Origin of the sequence: Isoptericola sp. NPDC057653, from assembly GCF_042799955.1 — a bacterium.
Classification (GTDB): domain Bacteria; phylum Actinomycetota; class Actinomycetes; order Actinomycetales; family Cellulomonadaceae; genus Isoptericola.
On the sequence record NZ_JBHVHP010000001.1, the window covers coordinates 359013 to 378279 of the forward strand.

Below are 19267 nucleotides of genomic sequence, written 5' to 3' on the forward strand. Positions count from 1 at the left end.
CTCGCGCACGGGACGGGAGGGTACTGGTGACGACACGACGAGCACGACGCATCCTCGCTGCGGGCCTCGCCACGGCGACGACCGGCGCCGTGGTGCTGGCCGCGCCCGCGTGGGGCGACGAGACCCCGGCACCGACGACGGCGGCGCCCGCCGGGGTGGCGGTGGCCCCGGCGACGACGCAGGGGCTGGACGACGCACCGCGCGCGGGGACGCCGCGGCAGGCGGCACTGGCCTACATGGCCGACCACGAGGACCTGTACGACGTCCCCGCGGCGGACCTGCAGGTCGTCCGCACCACCACCGACGGCGCGCAGACCGCGGTGCGCCTCCAGCAGCGGCACGACGGCGTGCCGGTGTTCGGCGCGCAGTACGCGGTGCAGACGGAGCGGTCCGCGACGGCGCGGTCCGCGGCGCCCGCCCAGGAGGTCACCTCCGCCACGGGCACCCTGTACACCGACCTCACGGTGGCGACGACGCCGACCGTGAGCGAGGCGACCGCCCAGGGTCGCCTCACGACCCTCGACCCCACGCTGCGCCGCGTCGTCGGCGCGGAGGTGGGGCGCGGCGGGCTCGTCGTGCTGCCCGACGCGGCCGGCGGCTCCCTGACCTGGCACTTCACGGTCCGCGGCGCGCTGCCCGACGGCAGCCCGGTGCGCCAGGAGGTGTACGTCGACGCGCACGTGGGCGGCATCGTCCTGTCGTACAACAACGTGGACGCCGTCGACGCCGACCCGGTCGAGGCGACCGGCACCCGCATGGACGGCAGCGCGGTGACCCTGCAGGCGAACCGCGAGGCCGACGGCTCGTTCACCCTCGTCGACTCGTCGCGGTCGATGTTCGACGCCACCGGCGGCCAGCTGCGCACGTACGACGCGGAGCGCGCCCCGTACCTCGACCTCGTCGGCGGGCCGGTGCCGGAGCAGGTGCCGCTCGTGTCGTCCGCCACGGACGTCTTCGACGGCGCGAGCACGACGTCCGGCGCCGTCGACGCGCACGTCAACGCGGGCAAGGTGTACGAGTTCCTCGCCGACGAGCTCGGGCGCGACGGCGTGGACGGCGAGGGCGGCACGATGTACTCCGTCGTCAACGTGTCGAGCAACGGCAAGGACTACGCCAACGCGTTCTGGGACGGCTCCAAGATGGTCTACGGCCACATGGACGGTGTGCCCTTGTCGGTGGGCCTGGACGTCGTCGGGCACGAGATGACGCACGGCGTCACCGAGCACTCGGCCGGCCTCGTCTACCTCAACCAGTCGGGCGCGCTCAACGAGGCGATCTCGGACTACTTCGGCAACGCGATGGAGACCGCCGACAAGGGCATCGCCATGGACGACCCGACGTCCGGCTACGTGGGCGAGTACCTGTGCAACGGCGAGGGCACGCTCGAGGACTGCGCCCTGCGCGACCTGAACGACGGGCGCACCACCCAGGACGACTACGAGATGATCACCCTCGACATCGACAACGGCGGCGTGCACTACAACTCGACCATCGTGGGCGGGGCCCTGTGGGACCTGCGCAAGGAGATCGACCCGCGGCTCGCCGACCAGATCGTCTACCGGGCGGCCCAGAACTACCTCACGCCGCTGTCGGGGTACACCGCGATGCGCGACGCCGTGACGCTGGCGGCACAGTCGCTCGACGTCTCCGACGACGTGCTCGACGCCGTCGACGCCGCGTTCGACGCGCACGGCATCTCCGAGGGCTGGGAGCAGCGCGCCGGCACCCAGGACGGCACCGTCCTGGCGACGCAGGTGATCCCCGCCTACGAGCTGTACGGCGGCGTCGACCAGGAGGCCGCGCAGGTCTCCGGCGACACGTACGTCATCAGCCACGGCGACGCGATCGCCTGGGACCAGGGCGCGAACAGGTTCGGGCTTACGGTGGGACGGTTCAGCAAGCCGCACGGCAGCAGCGGGCACGAGGTCGCCGAGGAGGGCGCCTTCCTGCTCGACCCGTCCGTCGACTCGCGGCGCGTGGTCTTCACCCGGGTCACGGCGGACGGCGTCGGCATCTACGGCGTCGGCGACAAGGGCCAGGGCGCGATCAAGCGGGTCGTGGACGAGCCCGGCGTGGACGAGACCGAGCCCGTGACCGCGAACGGCACGCTCGCGTGGCTGCGCACCACGCCCGACGGCGAGACCGACGTGATGGTCCGCACCGACGACGGCACCACGACCAACCTCACCCCCGAGGCGGGCACCGTCGCGAGCACGCTGACCATGCGGCAGGGCACGGTCGCCTGGGCGGGCGACGACGGCACCTGGGTCTACGTGCACGACCTCGCGTCGGGCGAGACGCAGAAGAAGCGCATCAGCGGCTTCCTCTTCGGGCTGGTCTCGGACATCCAGCTCACGTCCGACCGCGTCTTCTACAGCGACGACCAGCACTTCCTCCTGCCGTCCACGTCGCTCTCGTCGGCGCCGCTGGCCGACCTGTCGCAGGCGGCCAAGGTCAGGACCGCGGCGTCGCTCTACCTGGCGCAGTTCTCCGTGACGGACTCGTACCTCGCGTACTCGACGTACGACATCTGGGGCGCGCTCGGGTCGTGGCAGGGACCGCCGAAGGTGAAGGTCGCGCCGACGGCCGACGTCGTCGCCGGCTCCGCCGTGTGGGGCGCCGTGACCTGCTCGACCGGCGCGCAGCTGGCGCCGGCCCTCGGCGACGGGCAGCGAGCCGTGTGGCTCGACACGTCCGCCGCGGACACGGACGTCGTCACGCGCGCGACCTTCGCGGGCACCTGCGCCTGACGAGGGGCCGACGACGGCGCGACGCCGGGGTGGGACCGTCCGGGGGGCGGGCCGCCCCGGCGTCGTGTCGCGAGGATCAGGAGAGCAGCCCGACCACCGCGGGCTGGCGCGCCCGGTCGGGCCAGGCCACGCCGAGCCGGCGGGTGGTGCGGGGGCGCAGGGGCACGTAGACGGGGTCGGCGGCGTCGGGCCGCTCGGGGCGGGGCAGCACGGCGACGCCGAGGCCGGCGGCGACCAGCCCGCGGATGGTGTCGACCTCGCTGGACTCGAAGGCGATCTCCACCTCCACGTCGTGCGCGCCGAGCATCCCCTCGACGACTCCGCGCAGCTCGGTGGTGCGGGAGAACGCGACGAACCGCTCCCCCTGCAGGTCGCCCACGCCGACCCCGGCCCGGCCCGCGAGCCGGTGCCCGGGCGGGACGGCGACGCACAGCACCTGCTCGTGCAGCAGCCGCCAGCCCGTGGGGCGGGTCGTCGGCGGCGGGGTGACGAGGGCGAGGTCGAGGACGTCGTCGTCGAGCCAGCCGAACAGGTCCTGGGCGAAGCCCTGGCGCAGCTCGAAGCGTCGCGCCGGGTCGTCGCGGCGCAGGTCGGCCACGACGCGCGGCACCAGCCAGCGCGCGACGGACTGCAGGAAGCCGAGCCGCACCGTCCGCGCGCCGAGGGCCTCCTGCCGCACGTGCCGGCGGGCCACCTCGATCTCGTCGAGGACGCGCGCGGCGTCCGCCCGGAACCCGAGGCCCGCGCGGTTGAGGGCGATGCGGCGGCCGTGCCGGCGGAACAGCTCGACGCCGAGCCCCGCCTCCAGCCGCGCCAGCGTGCGCGACACGGTCGACTGGTCCACCCGCAGCAGCGCCGCCGTGTCGCGGGTGCTCTCCGTCTCGCACAGCGACAGGAACACCCGCAGCGTCTGCTCGTCCATCCGGCCTCCTCGACTCAGATGCGATTCTGGCATCAGGCGACGCGTCCGGATCATTTTGCGCATCGACGCGCCGGGGGCACCGTGGACCGGTGACCGCCGCCCCCGAGCTCTCCGGCTCCCCGCGCTCCGCCGTCGCGCCCCTGGAGGGCCACCGCCCCGGGTCGCGGGCGTACCGCCGCACGCTGCTGGGCCTGATGGCCGGCGGGCTCGCGAACTTCTCCCTGCTCTACTACGTGCAGCCGCTGCTGCCGCAGGTCGCGGCGCACTACGACGTGTCGGCGGGCGCGTCCGCGCAGGTCCTGTCGGTGACGACGGCGGCGATGGCGGTCGCGCTGCTCGCCGTGGGCCCGGTCGCGGACCGGTTCGGCCGGGTCGAGGTCATGCGCTGGTCGCTGCTGGCGTCCGGCGTGCTGGGACTCGCGAGCGCCTTCGCCCCGACGTGGGGCAGCCTCCTCGTGCTGCGCGGCCTGGCCGGCGTCGCGCTGGCCGGCCTGCCCGCCGTCGCGCTCGCCTACCTGCGCGAGGAGATGCACCCCGGCGCCCACGCGCGCGCGAACGCCGCGTACATCGCGGGGACGGCGGTGGGCGGCGCCGTCGGCCGCCTCGTGCCCGGCCCGCTCGCGGCGATCGGCGGCTGGCCGCTGGCCACCGAGGTGCTCGGCGTCACGACGCTGCTGGCCGCCGGCGCCCTGTGGGTGCTGGTGCCGAGGCCGGCCCGGTTCACGCCGCGACCGCTGCGCCTCGCGAGCGTGGTCACGGGCACGGCGTCGGCCCTGCGCGACCCCGTCGTCGCGCTCCTGTGCGCGGTGGGCTTCGCCAGCATGGGCACGTTCGTCGGGGTGTACAACGCCGTCGCGTTCCGGCTCGAGGCCCCGCCGTTCTCCCTCGGCAGCGCCGTCACCCTCGTGTACCTGGCGTACCCGGTGGGGATCGTCACCCCGTCCGTCGCGCAGCTGCTGGCGCGACGGCGCGGGCGCGGCACCGCCGTGGTCGTCGGGCTGCTGCTCCTCGCCGCGGGCGTGGCCCTCACGGCGCCGCCGTCCGTGACGACCGTCGTCCTGGGCCTCGGCGTCCTCACCGTCGGGTTCTTCTGCGCGCACTCGCTGGTCAGCGGCTGGGCGGTGGACCGCGCGCACCGGCAGGGCCGCGGCACCGCGCAGGCGTCCAGCGCCTACCTCTTCGCCTACTACGTCGGCAGCGCCGTCATGGGTGCCGTCACGACGCACGTCTGGGAGGGCGCCGGGTGGGGCGGCGTGGTCGCCGTGTCGACGGCCACCACCGCCGGCGCCGTCGCCGCGGCGGCCGGCGCGGCCCGCCTGGACCGGAGGCCCGCGGCTCAGCGCGGCTTGGTCGCCGACAGGTAGGCGGTCGAGACGAAGCCGGTGCGCTTGCCGACGGTCACCTTCTGCCACCCCTTCGACGCCGCGCCGACGTGCGTCACCTTGGTGCCCTTCGCCAGCCGGGCGAGCACGGACGACGACGTCGACGCCTTGGCCCGCAGGTTGAGCGACGCGACGGTCACGTAGGAGACCTTGGCGGCGGGCGTCGTCGTGCCGGGCTTGGTCGCCGGCGCCTTGGTGGTCAGGTAGGACGTCGCGACGTACCCGGTGCGGGTGCCGGCCTTGACCTTGACCCAGCCCTTGGACGGCGCGGCCACCTGCGTCACCTTGGTGCCCTTCGCCAGGCGGGCCACGACGGCCGACGCCGTCGACGGCTTCGCGCGCAGGTTCAGCGACGCCGCGTTCACGTACGCCACGGTCGCCGTCGGCGCGGTGGGCGTGGTGGGCGTGGTCGGCTTCGCCGGGGCCGTGGAGGTCAGGTACGCCGCCCACACGTAGCCGGTGCGCCCGCCCGTCGTGATCTTCACCCAGCCCTTCGACGGCGCGGCCACCCGCGTCACCTTCGTGCCCTTCGCCAGGTGCGCCACCACCCCGGACGACGTCGAGGCGCCCGTGCGCAGGTTGAGCGACGCGACGTTCACGTACGCCGTCTTCGCCGTCGGCGCGGCCGGCGCGGTGGTCGTCGGCGGGGCGGTCGCGGGCCGGCGCGGGGTCACGTAGGAGGCGGAGACCCAGCCGGTGCGCGCGCCGTACGTCACCTGCCGCCAGGTGCCCGACGCGGCGCCCGGCTTCGCGGTGAGCGTCGCGGCCCGCGGCACGACGGCGAGCACGGGCGACGTGGTCGACGGCCCGGAGCGCAGGTTGACCTGGCTGCTCGCGTAGTACGTGCACGACGTGGGCGTGCTGCGCACGGCGACCCGCGTCGCGGTGGCGCGCAGGTCGACCCCGCGGCCGCGGAGGTAGGTGAGCGGGTCGGTGTGCGTCGCGCCCGCGCCGTAGACGCCGTTCCACACCTCGAGGTGCAGGTGCGGGCCGGTGGAGTTGCCGCTGGAGCCGACGTCGGCGATGCGCTGCCCCGCGGAGACCTTCTGGCCCGCGCGCACGTACCGGTCGCCGTCGACCACGTGCCCGTACACGGACGAGACGGTGCGCCCGCCGATGGTGTGCCGCACCACCACGACCTGGCCGAAGCCGGGGGTCGCGCCCGCCTTCAGCACGACGCCGTCGGCGATGGCGCCCACGCGGACGCCGCGCGCGGCGCCCATGTCCTGCCCGAGGTGCCACGTCGACGCGCCCGCGACGGGCATGCAGCGGGGCCCGTAGTACGACGAGAGGGAGTACGTCTTCGCAGGCAGCGGCGCCACGACGCCGGAGGACGCGCCGGCCGGCGGGGCGACGAGCACGGAGGCCACCCCGACGCCGAGGGCGAGGGCGGCGGCCCCCAGGACCGCGCCGAGGCGCTGCTGAACCGACGATGTCTTCACTGCGCCCCCTGGCACCAGTCCGGTCACGATCGACGTGTCGGGTTGACACCGTCAGCAGGACGGTAGGTCGAAACGCTTCGTTGCGCGCGGCGAACGTCGACCCGGGCCCCTCTAGGGTGGTCCCCGTGCCGTTCGCGATCGCCGAGGACTCCGCCACGATCGCCTACCAGGTGCACGGCGAGGGCCCGCCGCTCGTGCTGCTCGCCGGCCAGGCCAACTCGCACCGCTGGTGGGACCCGGTCCGCGCCGGCCTGGGCGACGGCCGCCGCACGATCACGCTCGACTGGCGCGGCACCGGCGCCTCCGGCCCCACGGACCGGGAGCTCACCACCCGCCGGCTCGCGGGCGACGTGGCCGCCGTCCTCGACGACCTGCGGCTGGAGCGCGCGGACGTCTACGGCACCTCGATGGGCGGGCGCGTGGCGCAGTGGTTCGCCGTCGACCACCCGCACCGGCTCGACCGGCTGGTGCTGGGCTGCACGACGCCGGGGGGCGCGCACGCCGTCGAGCGCACGCGGGAGGTGCGGCGCGCGATGGTGCAGCCCGGCCGGCGCGCGGCGCGGCGCGCGCTGCTCGACCTCATGTACACGCCCGCCTGGCTCGAGGCCCACCCGGGCCCGACGACGGTCGAGGGCGACCCGTCGATGACGCCGGAGGCCCGGCGCGCCCACCTGCGCGCCAGCGACGGGCACGACGCCTGGGAGCACCTGCCGCGGGTGCTGGCGCCCACGCTGGTGCTGCACGGCGCGGACGACGTCCTCGCCCCCGCGGTCAACGCGACGCTGCTCGGCGACCGGGTGCCCGGCGCCCGCGTCGAGGTGCTGCCGGGGCTGCGGCACGCCTACTTCCACGAGGGCGCGGCGGTGGCGACGCCGCTGGTGCGGGGGTTCCTGGCGCCCGCCGCGCGGTGACCCCTCGGGGTGACCCCCTGAGCCGCCCCTGAGCCCGGCGTCCTCCCCCGGTCGTACGCGCGGCCCCGCAGGTTCCGCTCCCGGGCCGACGACGGCGCCCCCTGCCCGTTCGTAGCGTCGTGGACATGACGCACCACGAGCCCCGCCACGGCGCCCCGACCGACCTCTCCACCGTCACGACCTCCGCCTCCCGGCGCTACCGCGGCGTCGGCGTGCTGGCCCTCGCCTCCGTCGTCGCCGTCACGACCACCGCCTGCGGCGCGATCACCGAGGCGCTGCAGGACCGGAGCTCGGGCCACACCCGGGCGTTCTCGTACGACAGCGGCGCGAGCGGCAAGGCCGCCGACGTCCTGCCGTCGTGGGTGCCCGACGGCGCCGCCGACGTCCGCGGCGTCTTCCGCACCACGGGCGACGAGGTCATCCTCACGATGGACGCCGCCCTGGCCGACCTCCCCGCGGAGTGCGCGGCCGTCGACGCCGACCACCCGCTGGTCGCGAAGCCGGCCCGCGACGGCCTCACCGTCGACGACTACCGCGTGGACGCCACGCTCAAGGCGGCCTGGTGGCCGTCCGGCCAGGAGCTGGACTCCACCCGCGTCTGCGGCGGCTGGTGGGTGGGCGCCCAGGACGGCGCGCTGTTCGCGTTCACGCCCGAGCTCAAGGCCGTGAAGGTCGAGGAGCAGCCCGACCCGTCGGACGCCCCGGCCTGACGCGCCCGCGGCGAGGGCGACGTTTTCACCCGGCGCTCCCCCGGCGGGAGCGGCGTGCGCGCCCAGCCGGACGGATCCTAGAGGGGTCCGGCACCCTCGTGGCGGCTCCCCACGCGCGGGGACCGGCGGCACGAAGGAGTGGAACGGCGATGGTCACGACTCGGCGCGGGTTCTCCAGCTTCTCGGTGGACGACCTCGACGCGGCACGCAGCTTCTACACGGACACCCTCGGGCTCCGCGTCACCACCCTCGACGAGGGCATGGGCCTGGTGCTCCACCTCGGCGCGGGCGCCCCGGTGTTCGTCTACCCGAAGGAGGACCACACCCCCGCGGCGTTCACCGTCTTCCACCTGGCGGTCGACGACGTCGACCCGGTGGTGGACGACCTGGTCGCCAAGGGCCTCACCCTGGAGCGGTACGACGGCTTCGACCAGGACGAGAAGGGTGTCGCGCGCGGCTTCATGGAGGGCGGCGACGGCGCCTGGTTCACCGACCCGGCCGGCAACGTCATCGGCCTGATGGACGGCGAGGGGGTGCGGCAGCTCCTCGACGAGATCGGCGGCTGAGCCGCACCACCCCCGCCGCCGCCGTCACTCGACGGTGACGGACTTGGCCAGGTTGCGCGGCCGGTCCACGTCCTCCCCGAGGGCGACCGCCGCGTGGTAGCCGAGCAGCTGGGTGGGGATCGTCAGCAGGATCGGGTCGAGCTCCACCTCGTTGCGCGGCACCTCGATGCGGCGCGTGGCCGCGTCCCCGAGCTCGACGCCCGGGTGGGTGATCGCGACGACGGCGCCCCCGCGGGCGCGGATCTCCTGCGCCGCGGTGATGTTGCGCTCCAGCAGGTCGTCCGCCGGCATGATCGCGACCGTCGGCAGCTCGGGGCTGATGAGCGCGAGCGGGCCGTGCTTGAGCTCGCTGGTGGGGTACGCCTCCGCGTGGCGGTAGGTGATCTCCTTGAACTTCTGCGCGCCCTCGCGCGCCACCGGGTAGCCCCGGACGCGCCCGATGAAGAACAGGCTGGGCGCCTCGGACAGCTCCTTCGCGGCCCCGGCGAGGTCCTCCTCGCCGCCCAGGATCTCGGCGATCTGGCCGGGGACCGCCCGCAGGCCCGCGATGATCCGCTTGCCGTCCGCGAAGGACAGGTCGCGCACACGGCCCAGCGCGAGCGCGAGCAGCGCGAACCCGACGCCCATGTGCGTGAGCGCCTTCGTCGACGCGACGGCCACCTCCGGGCCGGCGTGCAGGTAGATGCCGCCGTCCACCTCGCGGGCGATCGACGACCCGACGGCGTTGACGAGCCCGACGACGGTGCCACCCTTGCGCTGCACCTCGCGGACGGCGAACAGGGTGTCCGCGGTCTCGCCGGACTGGCTGACCACCACGTACAGGGTGCTCGGCTCGATGATCGGGTTGCGGTAGCGGAACTCGCTGGCGGGCTCGGCGTCGGCGGGGATGCGCGCCAGGTCCTCGATCATCGACGCCCCGAGCTGGCCCACGTAGTACGCGGAGCCGCAGCCGAGGATCTTCACGCGCGCGAAGCGGCGCAGCTGGCGCGGGTCCAGGTTGAGGCCGTCCAGCTTGGCGGTGCCGAAGCGGTCGTCGAGGCGGCCGGAGAGCATCCGCTCCACGGACTCGGGCTGCTCGTGGATCTCCTTGTGCATGAAGTGGGCGTGGCCGCCCAGCTCCAGCTCCTCGACGGTGAGGTCGATCGTCACGGCGTCGCGGGCCGTGTGCTCCTCGTCGGCCGTGAACGTGCGGAACCCGTCGGCGGAGACGGAGGCGAAGTCGCCGTCGTCGAGCAGCACCACCTGGCTGGTGTGGCGCACGATCGCGGCGGCGTCGGAGGCCACGAACATCTCGCCGTCGCCGACGCCGAGCAGCAGCGGCGAGCCGTTGCGCGCCACGACCACGCGGTCGGGGGCCTGCACGTCCACCACCGCGAGGGCGTAGGTGCCGTCGATCTGCGCGACCGCCGCCCGCACGGCGTCCTCGAAGCCGAGGCCGGCCGCGAGCTCGCGGGCCACGAGGTGCGCCACGACCTCCGTGTCGGTGTCCGAGGTGAGCTCGACGCCGTCGGCCGCGAGCCGCGAGCGCAGCACGTGGAAGTTGTCGATGATGCCGTTGTGCACCACGTGCACGCGGCCGTCGTACGAGGTGTGCGGGTGCGCGTTGCGCTCGCTGGGCTCGCCGTGGGTGGCCCAGCGCGTGTGCCCGATCCCGACGGTGCCGGTGAGGCGCGCCGGGAGCGCGGCCTCGAGGTCGCGCACACGGCCCTTGGCGCGCACCACGCGCGACGGGTGCGCCGTCGAGCGCGGGTTGAGCACGGCGATGCCCGCCGAGTCGTAGCCGCGGTACTCCAGGCGCGTGAGGCCCTCGACGAGGACGGGTGCTGCCTGCTGGGGGCCGACGTAGCCGACGATTCCGCACATGGGACGGTTGCTCCTAGCCGTAGGTGTCTAGCCGTAGATGGCGCGCCGGACCTGGCGCTCCGTGAGCTCCGGCGCCGCCACGAGGCGGTCGCGGAGCTCGGCGGCGATCTGCGTGTAGATCTCCTCGTTGCGGCGCCCGTAGGTGCGCAACGTCGCGTGCCGCCGGCGCACGTAGTCCTCGACCGGTTCGCGGTACCAGGCGAGGACGTCCTCGACGACGCGCGCTGCCTCGGACGGGGAGAGCCCCGTGGAGGTCGCGATGCGGGCGACGAGATCGGCGTCGGTCACCGGGACATCATGCGCGCGTCGCCCGCGACATGCCAGATCCTGCCCGAAATCGGGCAGGATCCGGATCGAGCTGCGGCGACGCGGCCGTCAGACGCTCGGCTTCTCGCCGGCGGCGACCTCCTGCCAGGTCACCGATCCCGGCGGGGCGCACGTCACGTCGTACAACCGTCGCCCCGGCAGCCGGTACAGGGTGGGGTTGCCCGGCGTGTGCTCGTGCACGACGGCCGCCCCGACCCGCACGTGCTCCAGGCAGGCCCCGGCGCCGCACGTGGAGCAGGTCGCCACCGCCGGCGTCACGCGGTCGAACCCGGTGGCGCACTCGTAACAGTTCATCGCTCGCTCCTTCCGACGGGCCGTCGGCGGCCCCGCGGTCGATCTGTCGATGCCTTTCACGGTACGACCGGACACCGGCGCTCGCCGGTGGTCGACCGGGCCCGCCGGGGAGCCTCGGCTAGGCGTCGCGGACGGCCTCGCCGTAGGCCTGCGTGAACCGTTCGAGGAGGTCGAGGAACGCTCCCGCCTCGTCGCCGAGGACGGCCAGCCCGTCGGCGTAGGCGCCGAGCGCGCGGGTCGTGGCCCGCTCGAAGGCGGTGAGCCCCTCGGCCGTGGGCTCGATCAGTCGGGCGGGCCGGCCGGCCTCGGTGAAGCGGCGCAGGAACCCCGCGGCGAGCGCCGCGTTGACCTGGCGGTTCACCGTCGACTGCTCGAGCCGCAGGGCGTCGGCGATCTCCCGCAGCGTGCGGGGGCGACCGCCGGAGAGGAGCCACAGCAGCCGCCCGTCGGCCGTGCCGAGCTCGCTGTGGTGCTCCGCGATCCGGCGGTTGACGTCGAGGCGCACGAGGAGCGACGCCACGCGGCGGTCGGCGGGCAGGTCGGGGCCCGTGCCGAACGGCGCGGACGCGGTCACGGGACGGGTCGCGGCGGGGCCGCGGGCTGATGTCGACGACGCGGACGACGGTGTCTCGGACGGCATCGGGATCCCTCCAGGGTTGACGCGGGGAGATATGTAGGTAGCATACACATGGTCTTATGTAACTTACACATCCCGAGGTGTGCCGTGAGCTCGTCCCCCTCCCCCGACGCCCCGCCGGCGTCACGGTCGTCCGCCCGCGCGGTCGCCGTCATCGTCGTCCTCGCGTTCAGCAGCCTGTGCGCGGCCCTCATGCAGTCCCTGGTGATCCCGATCCAGAGCGAGCTGCCCGACCTGCTCGGCACCACCGCCAGCAACACGTCGTGGGTCGTCACGGCCACGCTCCTCGGCGGCGGCGTCGCCATGCCGGTCACCGGCCGCCTCGCCGACCTGTACGGCAAGAAGCCGGTCCTCGTCGTGTCGGCCGCGATCCTCGTGGTCGGCTCCGTCGTCTGCGCCCTGTCCGACTCCGTGGGCCCGATGATCGTGGGCCGCGTGCTGCAGGGCGTCGCCATGGGCTACATCCCCGTCGCGATCAGCATGGTCCGCGAGACCGCCCCCGCGCACCTGCGCAACACCGCCGTCGCCGGCATCAGCGCCACGCTCGGCGTCGGCGGCGCGCTCGGCCTCCCCCTGGCCGCGTGGATCGCCCAGGACTTCGACTGGCACGTCCTGTTCTGGGTCTCGGCCGGCCTCGCCGCCGTCATGACGGTGGCCACCCTCGTCGTCGTGCCGCACGTGCGCGACGCCCACCCCGGCCGGCTCGACGTCGTCGGCGCCATCGGCCTGGCGATCGGCCTCGTCGGCGTGCTGGTCGGCGTGTCCAAGGGCAACGACTGGGGCTGGGACCAGGCCAGCACGCTCGGCATGATCGTGGGAGGCGTCCTCGTGCTGCTCCTGTGGGGCTGGTACGAGCTGCGCCACCACGACCCGCTGGTCGACCTGCGCACCACGGCCCGCCGGCCGGTGCTGCTCACCAACATCGCCGCCGTGCTCATCGGCTTCGGCATGATGGCGCAGTCCATCGTCGTGCCGCAGCTCCTGCAGATGCCGGAGGCCACGGGCTACGGCCTGGGCCAGACGATCCTCGAGGCCGGGCTGTGGATGGCCCCGGCCGGGCTGATGATGATGGCGTTCACGCCGGTCTCGTCCCACCTCCTGACCCGCCTCGGCGGGCGCAGCACGATGGCGATCGGCGCGACCGTCCTGGCCCTCGGCTACGTGGTGGCCGTGTTCCTCATGGACGCGCCCTGGCAGCTCATGCTCGCGTCCTGCGTGGCGTCGGCCGGCGTCGGCATCGGGTACGCCGCGATGCCCACGCTGATCCTCACCAACGTGCCGGCCACGGAGTCCGCCGCGAGCGTCGGCCTCAACAGCCTCATGCGCTCCATCGGCACCACGGTGGCCGGCGCTGTCATGGCGATCGTCCTGACCAGCCAGACCACCGTCCTGGCCCCGGGCACCCCCGCCATCCCGACGGGCGGGGCGTTCCAGCTCTGCTTCGTCATCGGCGCCGTCGCAGCGGCCGTCGGCGCGGTGATCGTGCTGTTCATCCCGCGGCCGCGCGGCAGCCGGCCCGACGAGGGCCGGCACCTCCAGGCCGTGCCCGACGCCGAGGGCGACGCCGTCCTGGTCGGCTGAGGCCCCTTCCTCGCCGTCCCCGGGCCTACCGTCCGGTGACGGCGAGGAACGTCACCAGCGCCGTGACGAGGACGACGCCGACGGCCGCCACGACGTGAACCGTCGGGCGGCGCCGCAGCACCGCGACGAACTCGCGCAGGTACGCGCTGGGGAAGAAGTAGCCCGCCGTCGGTGCGCCCACCGCGTGCACGTCGAGGCCCAGGTCCATCGCCTCGAGCGCGGCGCGGGGGGCGTGGAAGTTGTTCGTCGCGACGAGGTACGGCCCCGGGGCGCCGTGCTCGCGCAGCAGCGCGACGCCGAGCGTGAGGTTCTCCCGGGTGGTGCGCGCGCGGTCCTCGACGAGCACACGGTCGGCGGGCACGCCGTGGTCGGTGAGCCACTCCCCCATGGCGACGCCCTCGGGCCGGTCCTCGTCCGCGCCCTGCCCGCCCGACGGCACGATCGGCACGGGCCCGCCGTCGGCCCCCAGCCGCTCGGCCGCCTCGACGCCGGCCCGGAGCCGCGCCGCCAGCAGCGGCGGCACCCGGCCGCCGACCACCTTGGAGCCCAGCACGATCACGCCGTGCGCGGGCACCCGCGCCGCGAAGCGCCGGTAGAGCAGCGTCTGCGCCACGAAGCCCAGGAAGACGAACCCGAGCCAGGCCGTGCCCAGCATCAGCCCGACCACCAGCCCGAGGGTCCAGGGGACGTCGAGCACGAACGGCGCGACGACGACGAACGGCGCCGCCAGCATCGCCAGCCCCAGCAGCAGCGACATCAGGTTGCCCAGGCTGCGGCGCTCCCTGCGCACCATCGTCAGCCCGTTGACCACGAGGAACACCGGCAGCACCAGGACGCCCAGCGCGAGGAGGCCGAGCACCAGGAACGAGGCCACCCCCATGACGGTCTCGCCGCCCGGTGCCAGGGCCACCAGCTGCCCGACCAGCGCCGTCGCCGTGTACCCGACGGCGAGCGCGAGGAAGCCGTTGCGCAGCCGGCGCGGGTCGACGCGCACGGAGTGCGCGAGCCACACCGCCCAGAACGCGCAGGCCGCCACCGACAGGGCGACCGACCAGAGGGTGGCTTCGACGTCGGCCATGCCGGAGGACTCCAGGGGTGAGGTGCGGGGACTGAACGCAGGATAGGGGGACGCGCGGCGATATGGCCTGGGGAGCCGGGGCGATGACGTGCTCTGATACCCCGCATGACCTCACGCATCTCGCACACGACCTTCGACGCCCGCGACGCCTACGCCCAGTCCCAGTGGTGGAACCAGGTGCTCGGCTACACGGACGTGCCGGGCGACCCCAACCTGCCCGGCCACGAGGAGTGCATGATCGTGCCGCCCGCCGACCACGACGCCCCGGCGGAGAGCCACGGCCACGTCCTCTTCATCGAGGTCCCGGAGCCCAAGGAGATCAAGAACCGCCTGCACCTCGACCTGCGCGCCACCGACCGCACGCGCGACGAGGAGCTGGAGCGCCTGCTCTCCCTCGGCGCGACGGTCGTCGCCGACCGCCGCACGCCCGACGGCGGCGGCTGGGTGGTGCTGGCCGACCCCGAGGGCAACGAGTTCTGCATCCTGCGCAGCGCCGCCGAGCTGCAGGCCGCCGGCCTGGCCTGACGCCCCGGGGGGTCCCGGTCCGGCCCGGCTCAGGCCCGGGTGATCCGCGCGACGGCGTCGGCGAGGAGGGCCGCGTCGTACGGGCCCTGGCCCTCCGGCCGGTCGAGCGTCCGGTGCACGGCCAGGCCCTCGATCAGCGCGTCGAGCATGCGCGCCGTCGCCGGGTCGAAGTGCCGCTCCAGCGCGCGGCGTGAGCGCGCCATCCACGCGGTGGTGAGGTCGCGGAACGCGGGCTCCCGCGCGGCCAGCGTGTAGAGCTCGTGCGTGAGGACGAGGTCGCGCCGGGTGCCGGCCACGTCGGACACGAGGCCGACGACGGCCGCGCGGGCGTCGTCGGCGTCGGCCGCGGCGCCGAGGCGGCGCTCGAACTCGTCGCTCACGGTGCGAGCGAACCGCCCGAACGCCTCGCGCAGCAGCTCGTCCATGCCGGCGAAGTGGTAGGTCATCGACCCGAGCGGCACGTCCGCCGCCTCGGCGACGCGGCGGTGCGACGTGCCGGCGACGCCGTGCGCGACGACGACGTCGAGGCACGCGTCGACGATGCGGTCGCGCCGCCCCGGGTCGGTACGGCGAGGGCGGCGGTCAGGCACCGGCGCCGCCGTCGTCCTCCGCGATGCCGCGCACGACGCGCGCGGGGTTGCCCACCGCGACGACGTTCGCCGGGACGTCGCGCGTGACGACCGCGCCGGCCCCGATCACCGAGTTGTCCCCGATGGTCACGCCGGGGCACACGATCACGCCGCCGCCGAGCCACACGTTGTCGCCGAGGGTGATGGGCCGCGCCGCCTCGAGCTTGTCCCGGCGCGGGGTGGGCTCCACGGGGTGCGTCGGGGTGAGCAGCTGCACGTTCGGGCCGATCTGGCAGTCCTCGCCGATGACGATCGGCGCGACGTCGAGCGCGGTGAGGTGGTAGTTGACGAAGGTCCGCGCGCCCACGTGGAGGTTCTCGCCGTAGTCGACGTACAGCGGCGGCCGCACCACGGCGTCCTCCCCCAGCGTGCCGAGCAGCTCGGCGAGCACCGGGCGGGCGCCGTCGGGGTCGGCGGGGGCGGTCCGCGCGTACTCGTCCTGGAGGCGGGCGGCGCGCCGGGCGCGGCGCTCGATCTCCGGGTCGTCCGCGACGTAGAGGTCGCCGGCGAGCATGCGGTCGTGGTTGCTGCGGGGGTCGCCGGCGAAGTGGTCGGTCGTCATGCGCGGCAGCCTACCCGCGATATGTACGACCGTACATATCGTGGACGGGGGTCGGCGGGGCGGGCACCGCGCCCTCCGGGCGCGGCGGGGCCGCGCCGCGTCTACCGTGCCCGCAGGGGCGACCGCCCCGGTCGGCGCGAGCGGCACGGAGGCGGCATGGTCGACGGGACGGGAGACACCTCGCCGTGGCAGGGCTTCTGGGAGCGCGGCGGGCTGTGGCGCGCCCTCCTCGCCGCCGCCGCGTACCTCGCGCTCTACCTCGGCGCGGGCCGCGTGATCGGCGTGTGGTTCGCCCACTCGGTGGACCCCGACGACCTCTTCGCGACCCCCACGGGCGTCTTCGTCGCCCTCGCCCTCCCGCTGCTCGTCGGGGCCGTGGTGCTCGTCCTCTTCGTCGCGTCGCTGCGCTGGTTCCCCGTGCTGTTCGGGCCCCAGCCCGCGGGCCGCGGCTGGATGTGGGTGGCGCCCGCCATCGCGCTCGTGCCCGTGCTGCTGCGCGCGGCCGGCGTGGACTACGGCTCGTACGCGGCCGGTGTCGTCGTGACCACGCTGTTCGCCGGGCTGCTCGTCGGGTTCGTCGAGGAGGTGCTGTGCCGCGGCGTCGTCGTGACGCTGCTGCGCCGCGGCGGCTCCACGGAGTGGGTCGTCATGGTGGTGTCGTCGCTCGTGTTCGCGCTGCTGCACTCGGCGAACGCCCTGTCCGGGATGGCGCCCGCCACCGTCGCGCTCACGGTGGTCTACACGTTCGGCTTCGGCGTCGCCATGTACCTGACGCTGCGCGTCACCGGGAACCTCGTCTGGCCGATCCTGCTGCACGGCGCCTTCGACCCGATGCTGTTCCTCGCCACCGGCGGTATCGACGAGACGACGACCCTCGCGCCCGTCAGCCCCCTGCTCGCCCTCGCCACCCCCACGAACTTCCTGTTCATCGCGCTCGGCCTGGTCTCGCTGTTCCTCGCGCGCGCCGTGAACGGTCGCGCCAAGGGGCACGACACGCCCCGCCCGGCCGCGGCCTGACGCCCCTCGCCTCCGCTAGGTTCGCCGGCATGTCCCCCACGTTCGTGCTGGTCCACGGCGCTTTCGCCAACTCGTTCTCGTTCGCGCCGCTGCAGGCCGAGCTGGCCCTGCGCGGCCTCCGCTCGCTCGCCGTCGACCTGCCCGGGCACGGCTTCGAGGCCACCTTCCCGGCCGCCTACCAGGCGCCGCAGGACCCGGCCGCGCTCGCGACGGCGCCCGGCGCGATCCAGGGCGTCACCCTCGCGGACAACGCCGCCCACGTCGTCGGCGTCCTGGAGCGGGTGCGAGAGCACGGGCCCGTGGTCCTCGTCGGGCACAGCCGCGGCGGCGCCACCGTGACCGCGGTCGCGAACGCGCGACCCGACCTCGTCGACCGCCTCGTGTACGTCTCCGCGTGGGCGCCCGTGGACCTCGACGCCGCCGCGTACAACGCCGAGCCGGAGATGGCGACGGTGGACGCCGCGGCGCTCGCGGGCGCGCTCGCCGCTCACCCGGCCGACGTCGGGCTGCTGCGCTGCAACTTCCGCACCGCCGACCCGGACGTGCTCTCCGGCCTCAAGGCCCTCTTCCTCGCCGACGGCACCGACGACGAGTTCCGCACCTTCCTCACCACGTTCCAGCCCGACGAGAACCTCGACGTCGGCACCTCCGACGACCGCGCCCAGGCCGCGACGTGGGGCACCGTGCCGCGCACCTTCGTGCGCCTCAGCGAGGACGCCAGCATGCCGCTCGCGATGCAGGACCGGCTGATCCGCGAGGCCGACGCGCTCACCCCGGACAACCCCTACGACGTGCGGACGCTGCGCGCCAGCCACCTCAGCTGGCTGGTGCACCCCGCTCCGGCCGCCGACCTGCTCGCGGAGCTCGCGGCTCGCTGAGCGGGGGGTGCAGCACCAGCACCACGACGATCAGCACCATGATCACGGCGGTGAGGGTGACGGGCACCGGGATCACCGGGTCCAGCAGCACCAGGACGGCGCCCACCGGCACCACCGCGTTGACGACGCGGTCGGCGTTGTCGCGGATCGCGATCCACCAGATGCCCAGCACGAACACGGCGATGGGGATCGTCACCGTGAACGACGCGGCCACGTCGGACAGCGCGGTGTGCCCGGTGAGCGCGTCGATCTCCACCTCGATGCCCGCGGAGAACGCGCCGGCCGCGGCGAACACGAAGTAGTGCACGTAGCCGTAGCGCAGCGACCGCGACAGCCGGGCCTCGCCGAGGGCGCGGTGGTGCGGCGGCCAGAAGTAGATCCACCACAGCGCGGCGGTGACCACCACCGTCAGCACGGCGATCGAGACCAGCGAGGCCAGGTCCTGCTCGTCGTGCAGCGCCTCGATGATGGCGTTCGACGACGCCAGCAGGCTCTCGCCGAGCAGGATGAGCGTGAACAGGCCGTACCGCTCGGTGATGTGGTGCGGGTGCCACGGCGTCCGGCCGCGGGTCTCCGCGACCACCGGCACCGCGACCTCCGCGACGATCAGGAGGAGCACCACGGGCGTCTGCGCCGCCTCCGGCAGCAGGAGCATGCCGAGCCAGCAGACCTGCACCACCGCGATGCCCAGGGCGTACGCCCGCGTCGCCCCGCGGGTGGGTCCCGCCGTCCGCGACGCCCGCAGCCACTGCGCGATCATCGCCGCGCGCATGACCACGTAGGCGAGCACGACGACGGTGAGGTCGCCGTCGACGAAGACCGGCTCGATCCCCGCGGCGAGCACCAGCACGCCCGACATCTGCACGATCGTGAGCACGCGGTAGAGCCAGTCGTCCGTGTCGAACGACGTCGCGAACCACGTGAAGTTCATCCACGCCCACCAGATGCCGAAGAAGACGATGCCGTAGGACGCCAGGCCGCCCGCGACGTCGCCGTCCGTGAGCGCGTGGTGCAGCTGTACCGACGCCACGCTCACCGCGACCACGAACACGAGGTCGAAGAAGAGCTCGAGCGTGCTCGCGGTGCGGCCCGGCTCGTGCGGGTCGCGTGCGCCCATCCGCACCAGGCGGGAGCGGGCGGGGGTCTCTGGCGTGCTCACGCGAGACATCGTGCACCCGGCGGGGGCGACGGGC

At 74.5% G+C, this 19267-nt stretch carries 19 protein-coding genes; 9 read left to right on the forward strand and 10 right to left on the reverse strand.

Features of this window, described 5'->3' with window-relative positions:
* The first annotated feature begins 26 nt into the window (after window positions 1–26).
* Window positions 27–2750, forward strand: coding sequence for a M4 family metallopeptidase (locus ACFU9A_RS01585; protein WP_430573509.1), 2724 nt, complete (start codon window positions 27–29; stop codon window positions 2748–2750).
* Between the two features lie 76 nt (window positions 2751–2826).
* Here the strand turns inward: ACFU9A_RS01585 and ACFU9A_RS01590 are convergent, their stop codons facing one another.
* Window positions 2827–3672, reverse strand: coding sequence for a LysR family transcriptional regulator (locus ACFU9A_RS01590; RefSeq protein WP_430573510.1), 846 nt, complete (start codon window positions 3670–3672; stop codon window positions 2827–2829).
* A gap of 89 nt (window positions 3673–3761) precedes the next feature.
* On the opposite strand from ACFU9A_RS01590, the gene ACFU9A_RS01595 reads away from it, so the two are divergent.
* Complete coding sequence (locus ACFU9A_RS01595) at window positions 3762–5036, forward strand: MFS transporter (RefSeq protein ID WP_430573511.1); 1275 nt, start codon at window positions 3762–3764, stop codon at window positions 5034–5036.
* On the opposite strand, the gene ACFU9A_RS01600 is transcribed toward ACFU9A_RS01595, so the two are convergent.
* Window positions 5009–6496 carry an SH3 domain-containing protein gene (locus ACFU9A_RS01600; protein WP_430573512.1) on the reverse strand — a complete coding sequence of 496 codons (1488 nt, stop codon included), beginning with the start codon at window positions 6494–6496 and terminating at the stop codon, window positions 5009–5011. The genes ACFU9A_RS01595 and ACFU9A_RS01600 overlap by 28 nt on opposite strands.
* A 125-nt stretch (window positions 6497–6621) precedes the next feature.
* Between ACFU9A_RS01600 and ACFU9A_RS01605 the strand changes: the two genes are divergently transcribed.
* From ACFU9A_RS01605 to ACFU9A_RS01615, 3 genes are all read left to right on the forward strand, one after another.
* Window positions 6622–7407: an alpha/beta fold hydrolase gene (locus ACFU9A_RS01605; RefSeq protein WP_430573513.1), complete on the forward strand. Its 786-nt coding sequence runs from the start codon at window positions 6622–6624 to the stop codon at window positions 7405–7407.
* A 125-nt stretch (window positions 7408–7532) separates the two neighbouring features.
* Window positions 7533–8117: a hypothetical protein gene (locus ACFU9A_RS01610; protein WP_430573514.1), complete on the forward strand. Its 585-nt coding sequence runs from the start codon at window positions 7533–7535 to the stop codon at window positions 8115–8117.
* Between the two features lie 149 nt (window positions 8118–8266).
* Window positions 8267–8683, forward strand: coding sequence for a VOC family protein (locus ACFU9A_RS01615; protein WP_430573515.1), 417 nt, complete (start codon window positions 8267–8269; stop codon window positions 8681–8683).
* Between the two features lie 24 nt (window positions 8684–8707).
* Here the strand turns inward: ACFU9A_RS01615 and glmS are convergent, their stop codons facing one another.
* The 4 genes from glmS to ACFU9A_RS01635 all read right to left on the reverse strand — a co-directional run bounded on the left by glmS (window position 8708) and on the right by ACFU9A_RS01635 (window position 11741).
* Window positions 8708–10546, reverse strand: coding sequence for a glutamine--fructose-6-phosphate transaminase (isomerizing) (gene glmS / locus ACFU9A_RS01620; protein ID WP_430573516.1), 1839 nt, complete (start codon window positions 10544–10546; stop codon window positions 8708–8710).
* Window positions 10547–10573: 27 nt separating this feature from the next.
* Entirely contained in the window at window positions 10574–10834 is a 261-nt protein-coding gene (locus ACFU9A_RS01625) for a hypothetical protein (protein ID WP_430573517.1), read from the reverse strand.
* Window positions 10835–10921: 87 nt separating this feature from the next.
* Window positions 10922–11167: a DUF2180 family protein gene (locus ACFU9A_RS01630; RefSeq protein WP_430573518.1), complete on the reverse strand. Its 246-nt coding sequence runs from the start codon at window positions 11165–11167 to the stop codon at window positions 10922–10924.
* Between the two features lie 118 nt (window positions 11168–11285).
* On the reverse strand, window positions 11286–11741 hold the full coding sequence (locus ACFU9A_RS01635) for a MarR family winged helix-turn-helix transcriptional regulator (protein ID WP_430573519.1): 456 nt from the start codon (window positions 11739–11741) through the stop codon (window positions 11286–11288).
* A gap of 150 nt (window positions 11742–11891) precedes the next feature.
* Between ACFU9A_RS01635 and ACFU9A_RS01640 the strand changes: the two genes are divergently transcribed.
* A complete protein-coding gene (locus ACFU9A_RS01640; RefSeq protein WP_430573520.1) occupies window positions 11892–13385 on the forward strand; it encodes an MFS transporter in 1494 nt (497 codons plus the stop codon).
* Window positions 13386–13410: 25 nt separating this feature from the next.
* Here the strand turns inward: ACFU9A_RS01640 and ACFU9A_RS01645 are convergent, their stop codons facing one another.
* Entirely contained in the window at window positions 13411–14463 is a 1053-nt protein-coding gene (locus ACFU9A_RS01645; protein WP_430573521.1) for a YdcF family protein, read from the reverse strand.
* Window positions 14464–14568: 105 nt separating this feature from the next.
* Between ACFU9A_RS01645 and ACFU9A_RS01650 the strand changes: the two genes are divergently transcribed.
* Window positions 14569–14988, forward strand: coding sequence for a VOC family protein (locus tag ACFU9A_RS01650; protein WP_430573522.1), 420 nt, complete (start codon window positions 14569–14571; stop codon window positions 14986–14988).
* A gap of 29 nt (window positions 14989–15017) precedes the next feature.
* On the opposite strand, the gene ACFU9A_RS01655 is transcribed toward ACFU9A_RS01650, so the two are convergent.
* Together ACFU9A_RS01655 and ACFU9A_RS01660 are read right to left on the reverse strand one after the other, a co-directional pair.
* Complete coding sequence (locus ACFU9A_RS01655; RefSeq protein ID WP_430573523.1) at window positions 15018–15578, reverse strand: TetR/AcrR family transcriptional regulator; 561 nt, start codon at window positions 15576–15578, stop codon at window positions 15018–15020.
* The gene (locus ACFU9A_RS01660; RefSeq protein WP_430573524.1) at window positions 15571–16179 is read right to left on the reverse strand and encodes a sugar O-acetyltransferase; all 609 of its coding nucleotides are present in this window, start codon (window positions 16177–16179) and stop codon (window positions 15571–15573) included. The genes ACFU9A_RS01655 and ACFU9A_RS01660 overlap by 8 nt, the downstream gene beginning before the upstream one ends.
* Window positions 16180–16335: 156 nt before the next feature.
* On the opposite strand from ACFU9A_RS01660, the gene ACFU9A_RS01665 reads away from it, so the two are divergent.
* Both ACFU9A_RS01665 and ACFU9A_RS01670 read left to right on the forward strand, forming a co-directional pair.
* Window positions 16336–17196, forward strand: a complete 861-nt coding sequence (locus tag ACFU9A_RS01665) for a CPBP family intramembrane glutamic endopeptidase (RefSeq protein WP_430573525.1) — start codon at window positions 16336–16338, stop codon at window positions 17194–17196.
* Window positions 17197–17225: 29 nt separating this feature from the next.
* Window positions 17226–18074, forward strand: coding sequence for an alpha/beta hydrolase (locus ACFU9A_RS01670; RefSeq protein ID WP_430573526.1), 849 nt, complete (start codon window positions 17226–17228; stop codon window positions 18072–18074).
* On the opposite strand, the gene ACFU9A_RS01675 is transcribed toward ACFU9A_RS01670, so the two are convergent.
* Window positions 18013–19242 carry a low temperature requirement protein A gene (locus ACFU9A_RS01675; RefSeq protein WP_430573527.1) on the reverse strand — a complete coding sequence of 410 codons (1230 nt, stop codon included), beginning with the start codon at window positions 19240–19242 and terminating at the stop codon, window positions 18013–18015. The genes ACFU9A_RS01670 and ACFU9A_RS01675 overlap by 62 nt on opposite strands.
* Window positions 19243–19267: the final 25 nt, after the last annotated feature.

What these genes read in the sequence shown, in the direction of transcription:
- ACFU9A_RS01590 (WP_430573510.1), bottom strand. Translation starts at nt 3,672, where the DNA reads ATGGACGAGCAGACGCTGCGGGTGTTCCTGTCGCTGTGCGAGACGGAG.
- ACFU9A_RS01610 (WP_430573514.1), top strand. Translation starts at nt 7,533, where the DNA reads ATGACGCACCACGAGCCCCGCCACGGCGCCCCGACCGACCTCTCCACC.
- ACFU9A_RS01615 (WP_430573515.1), top strand. Translation starts at nt 8,267, where the DNA reads ATGGTCACGACTCGGCGCGGGTTCTCCAGCTTCTCGGTGGACGACCTC.
- glmS (WP_430573516.1), bottom strand. Translation starts at nt 10,546, where the DNA reads ATGTGCGGAATCGTCGGCTACGTCGGCCCCCAGCAGGCAGCACCCGTC.
- ACFU9A_RS01630 (WP_430573518.1), bottom strand. Translation starts at nt 11,167, where the DNA reads ATGAACTGTTACGAGTGCGCCACCGGGTTCGACCGCGTGACGCCGGCG.
- ACFU9A_RS01645 (WP_430573521.1), bottom strand. Translation starts at nt 14,463, where the DNA reads ATGGCCGACGTCGAAGCCACCCTCTGGTCGGTCGCCCTGTCGGTGGCG.
- ACFU9A_RS01650 (WP_430573522.1), top strand. Translation starts at nt 14,569, where the DNA reads ATGACCTCACGCATCTCGCACACGACCTTCGACGCCCGCGACGCCTAC.
- ACFU9A_RS01660 (WP_430573524.1), bottom strand. Translation starts at nt 16,179, where the DNA reads ATGACGACCGACCACTTCGCCGGCGACCCCCGCAGCAACCACGACCGC.
- ACFU9A_RS01665 (WP_430573525.1), top strand. Translation starts at nt 16,336, where the DNA reads ATGGTCGACGGGACGGGAGACACCTCGCCGTGGCAGGGCTTCTGGGAG.
- ACFU9A_RS01670 (WP_430573526.1), top strand. Translation starts at nt 17,226, where the DNA reads ATGTCCCCCACGTTCGTGCTGGTCCACGGCGCTTTCGCCAACTCGTTC.
- ACFU9A_RS01675 (WP_430573527.1), bottom strand. Translation starts at nt 19,242, where the DNA reads ATGTCTCGCGTGAGCACGCCAGAGACCCCCGCCCGCTCCCGCCTGGTG.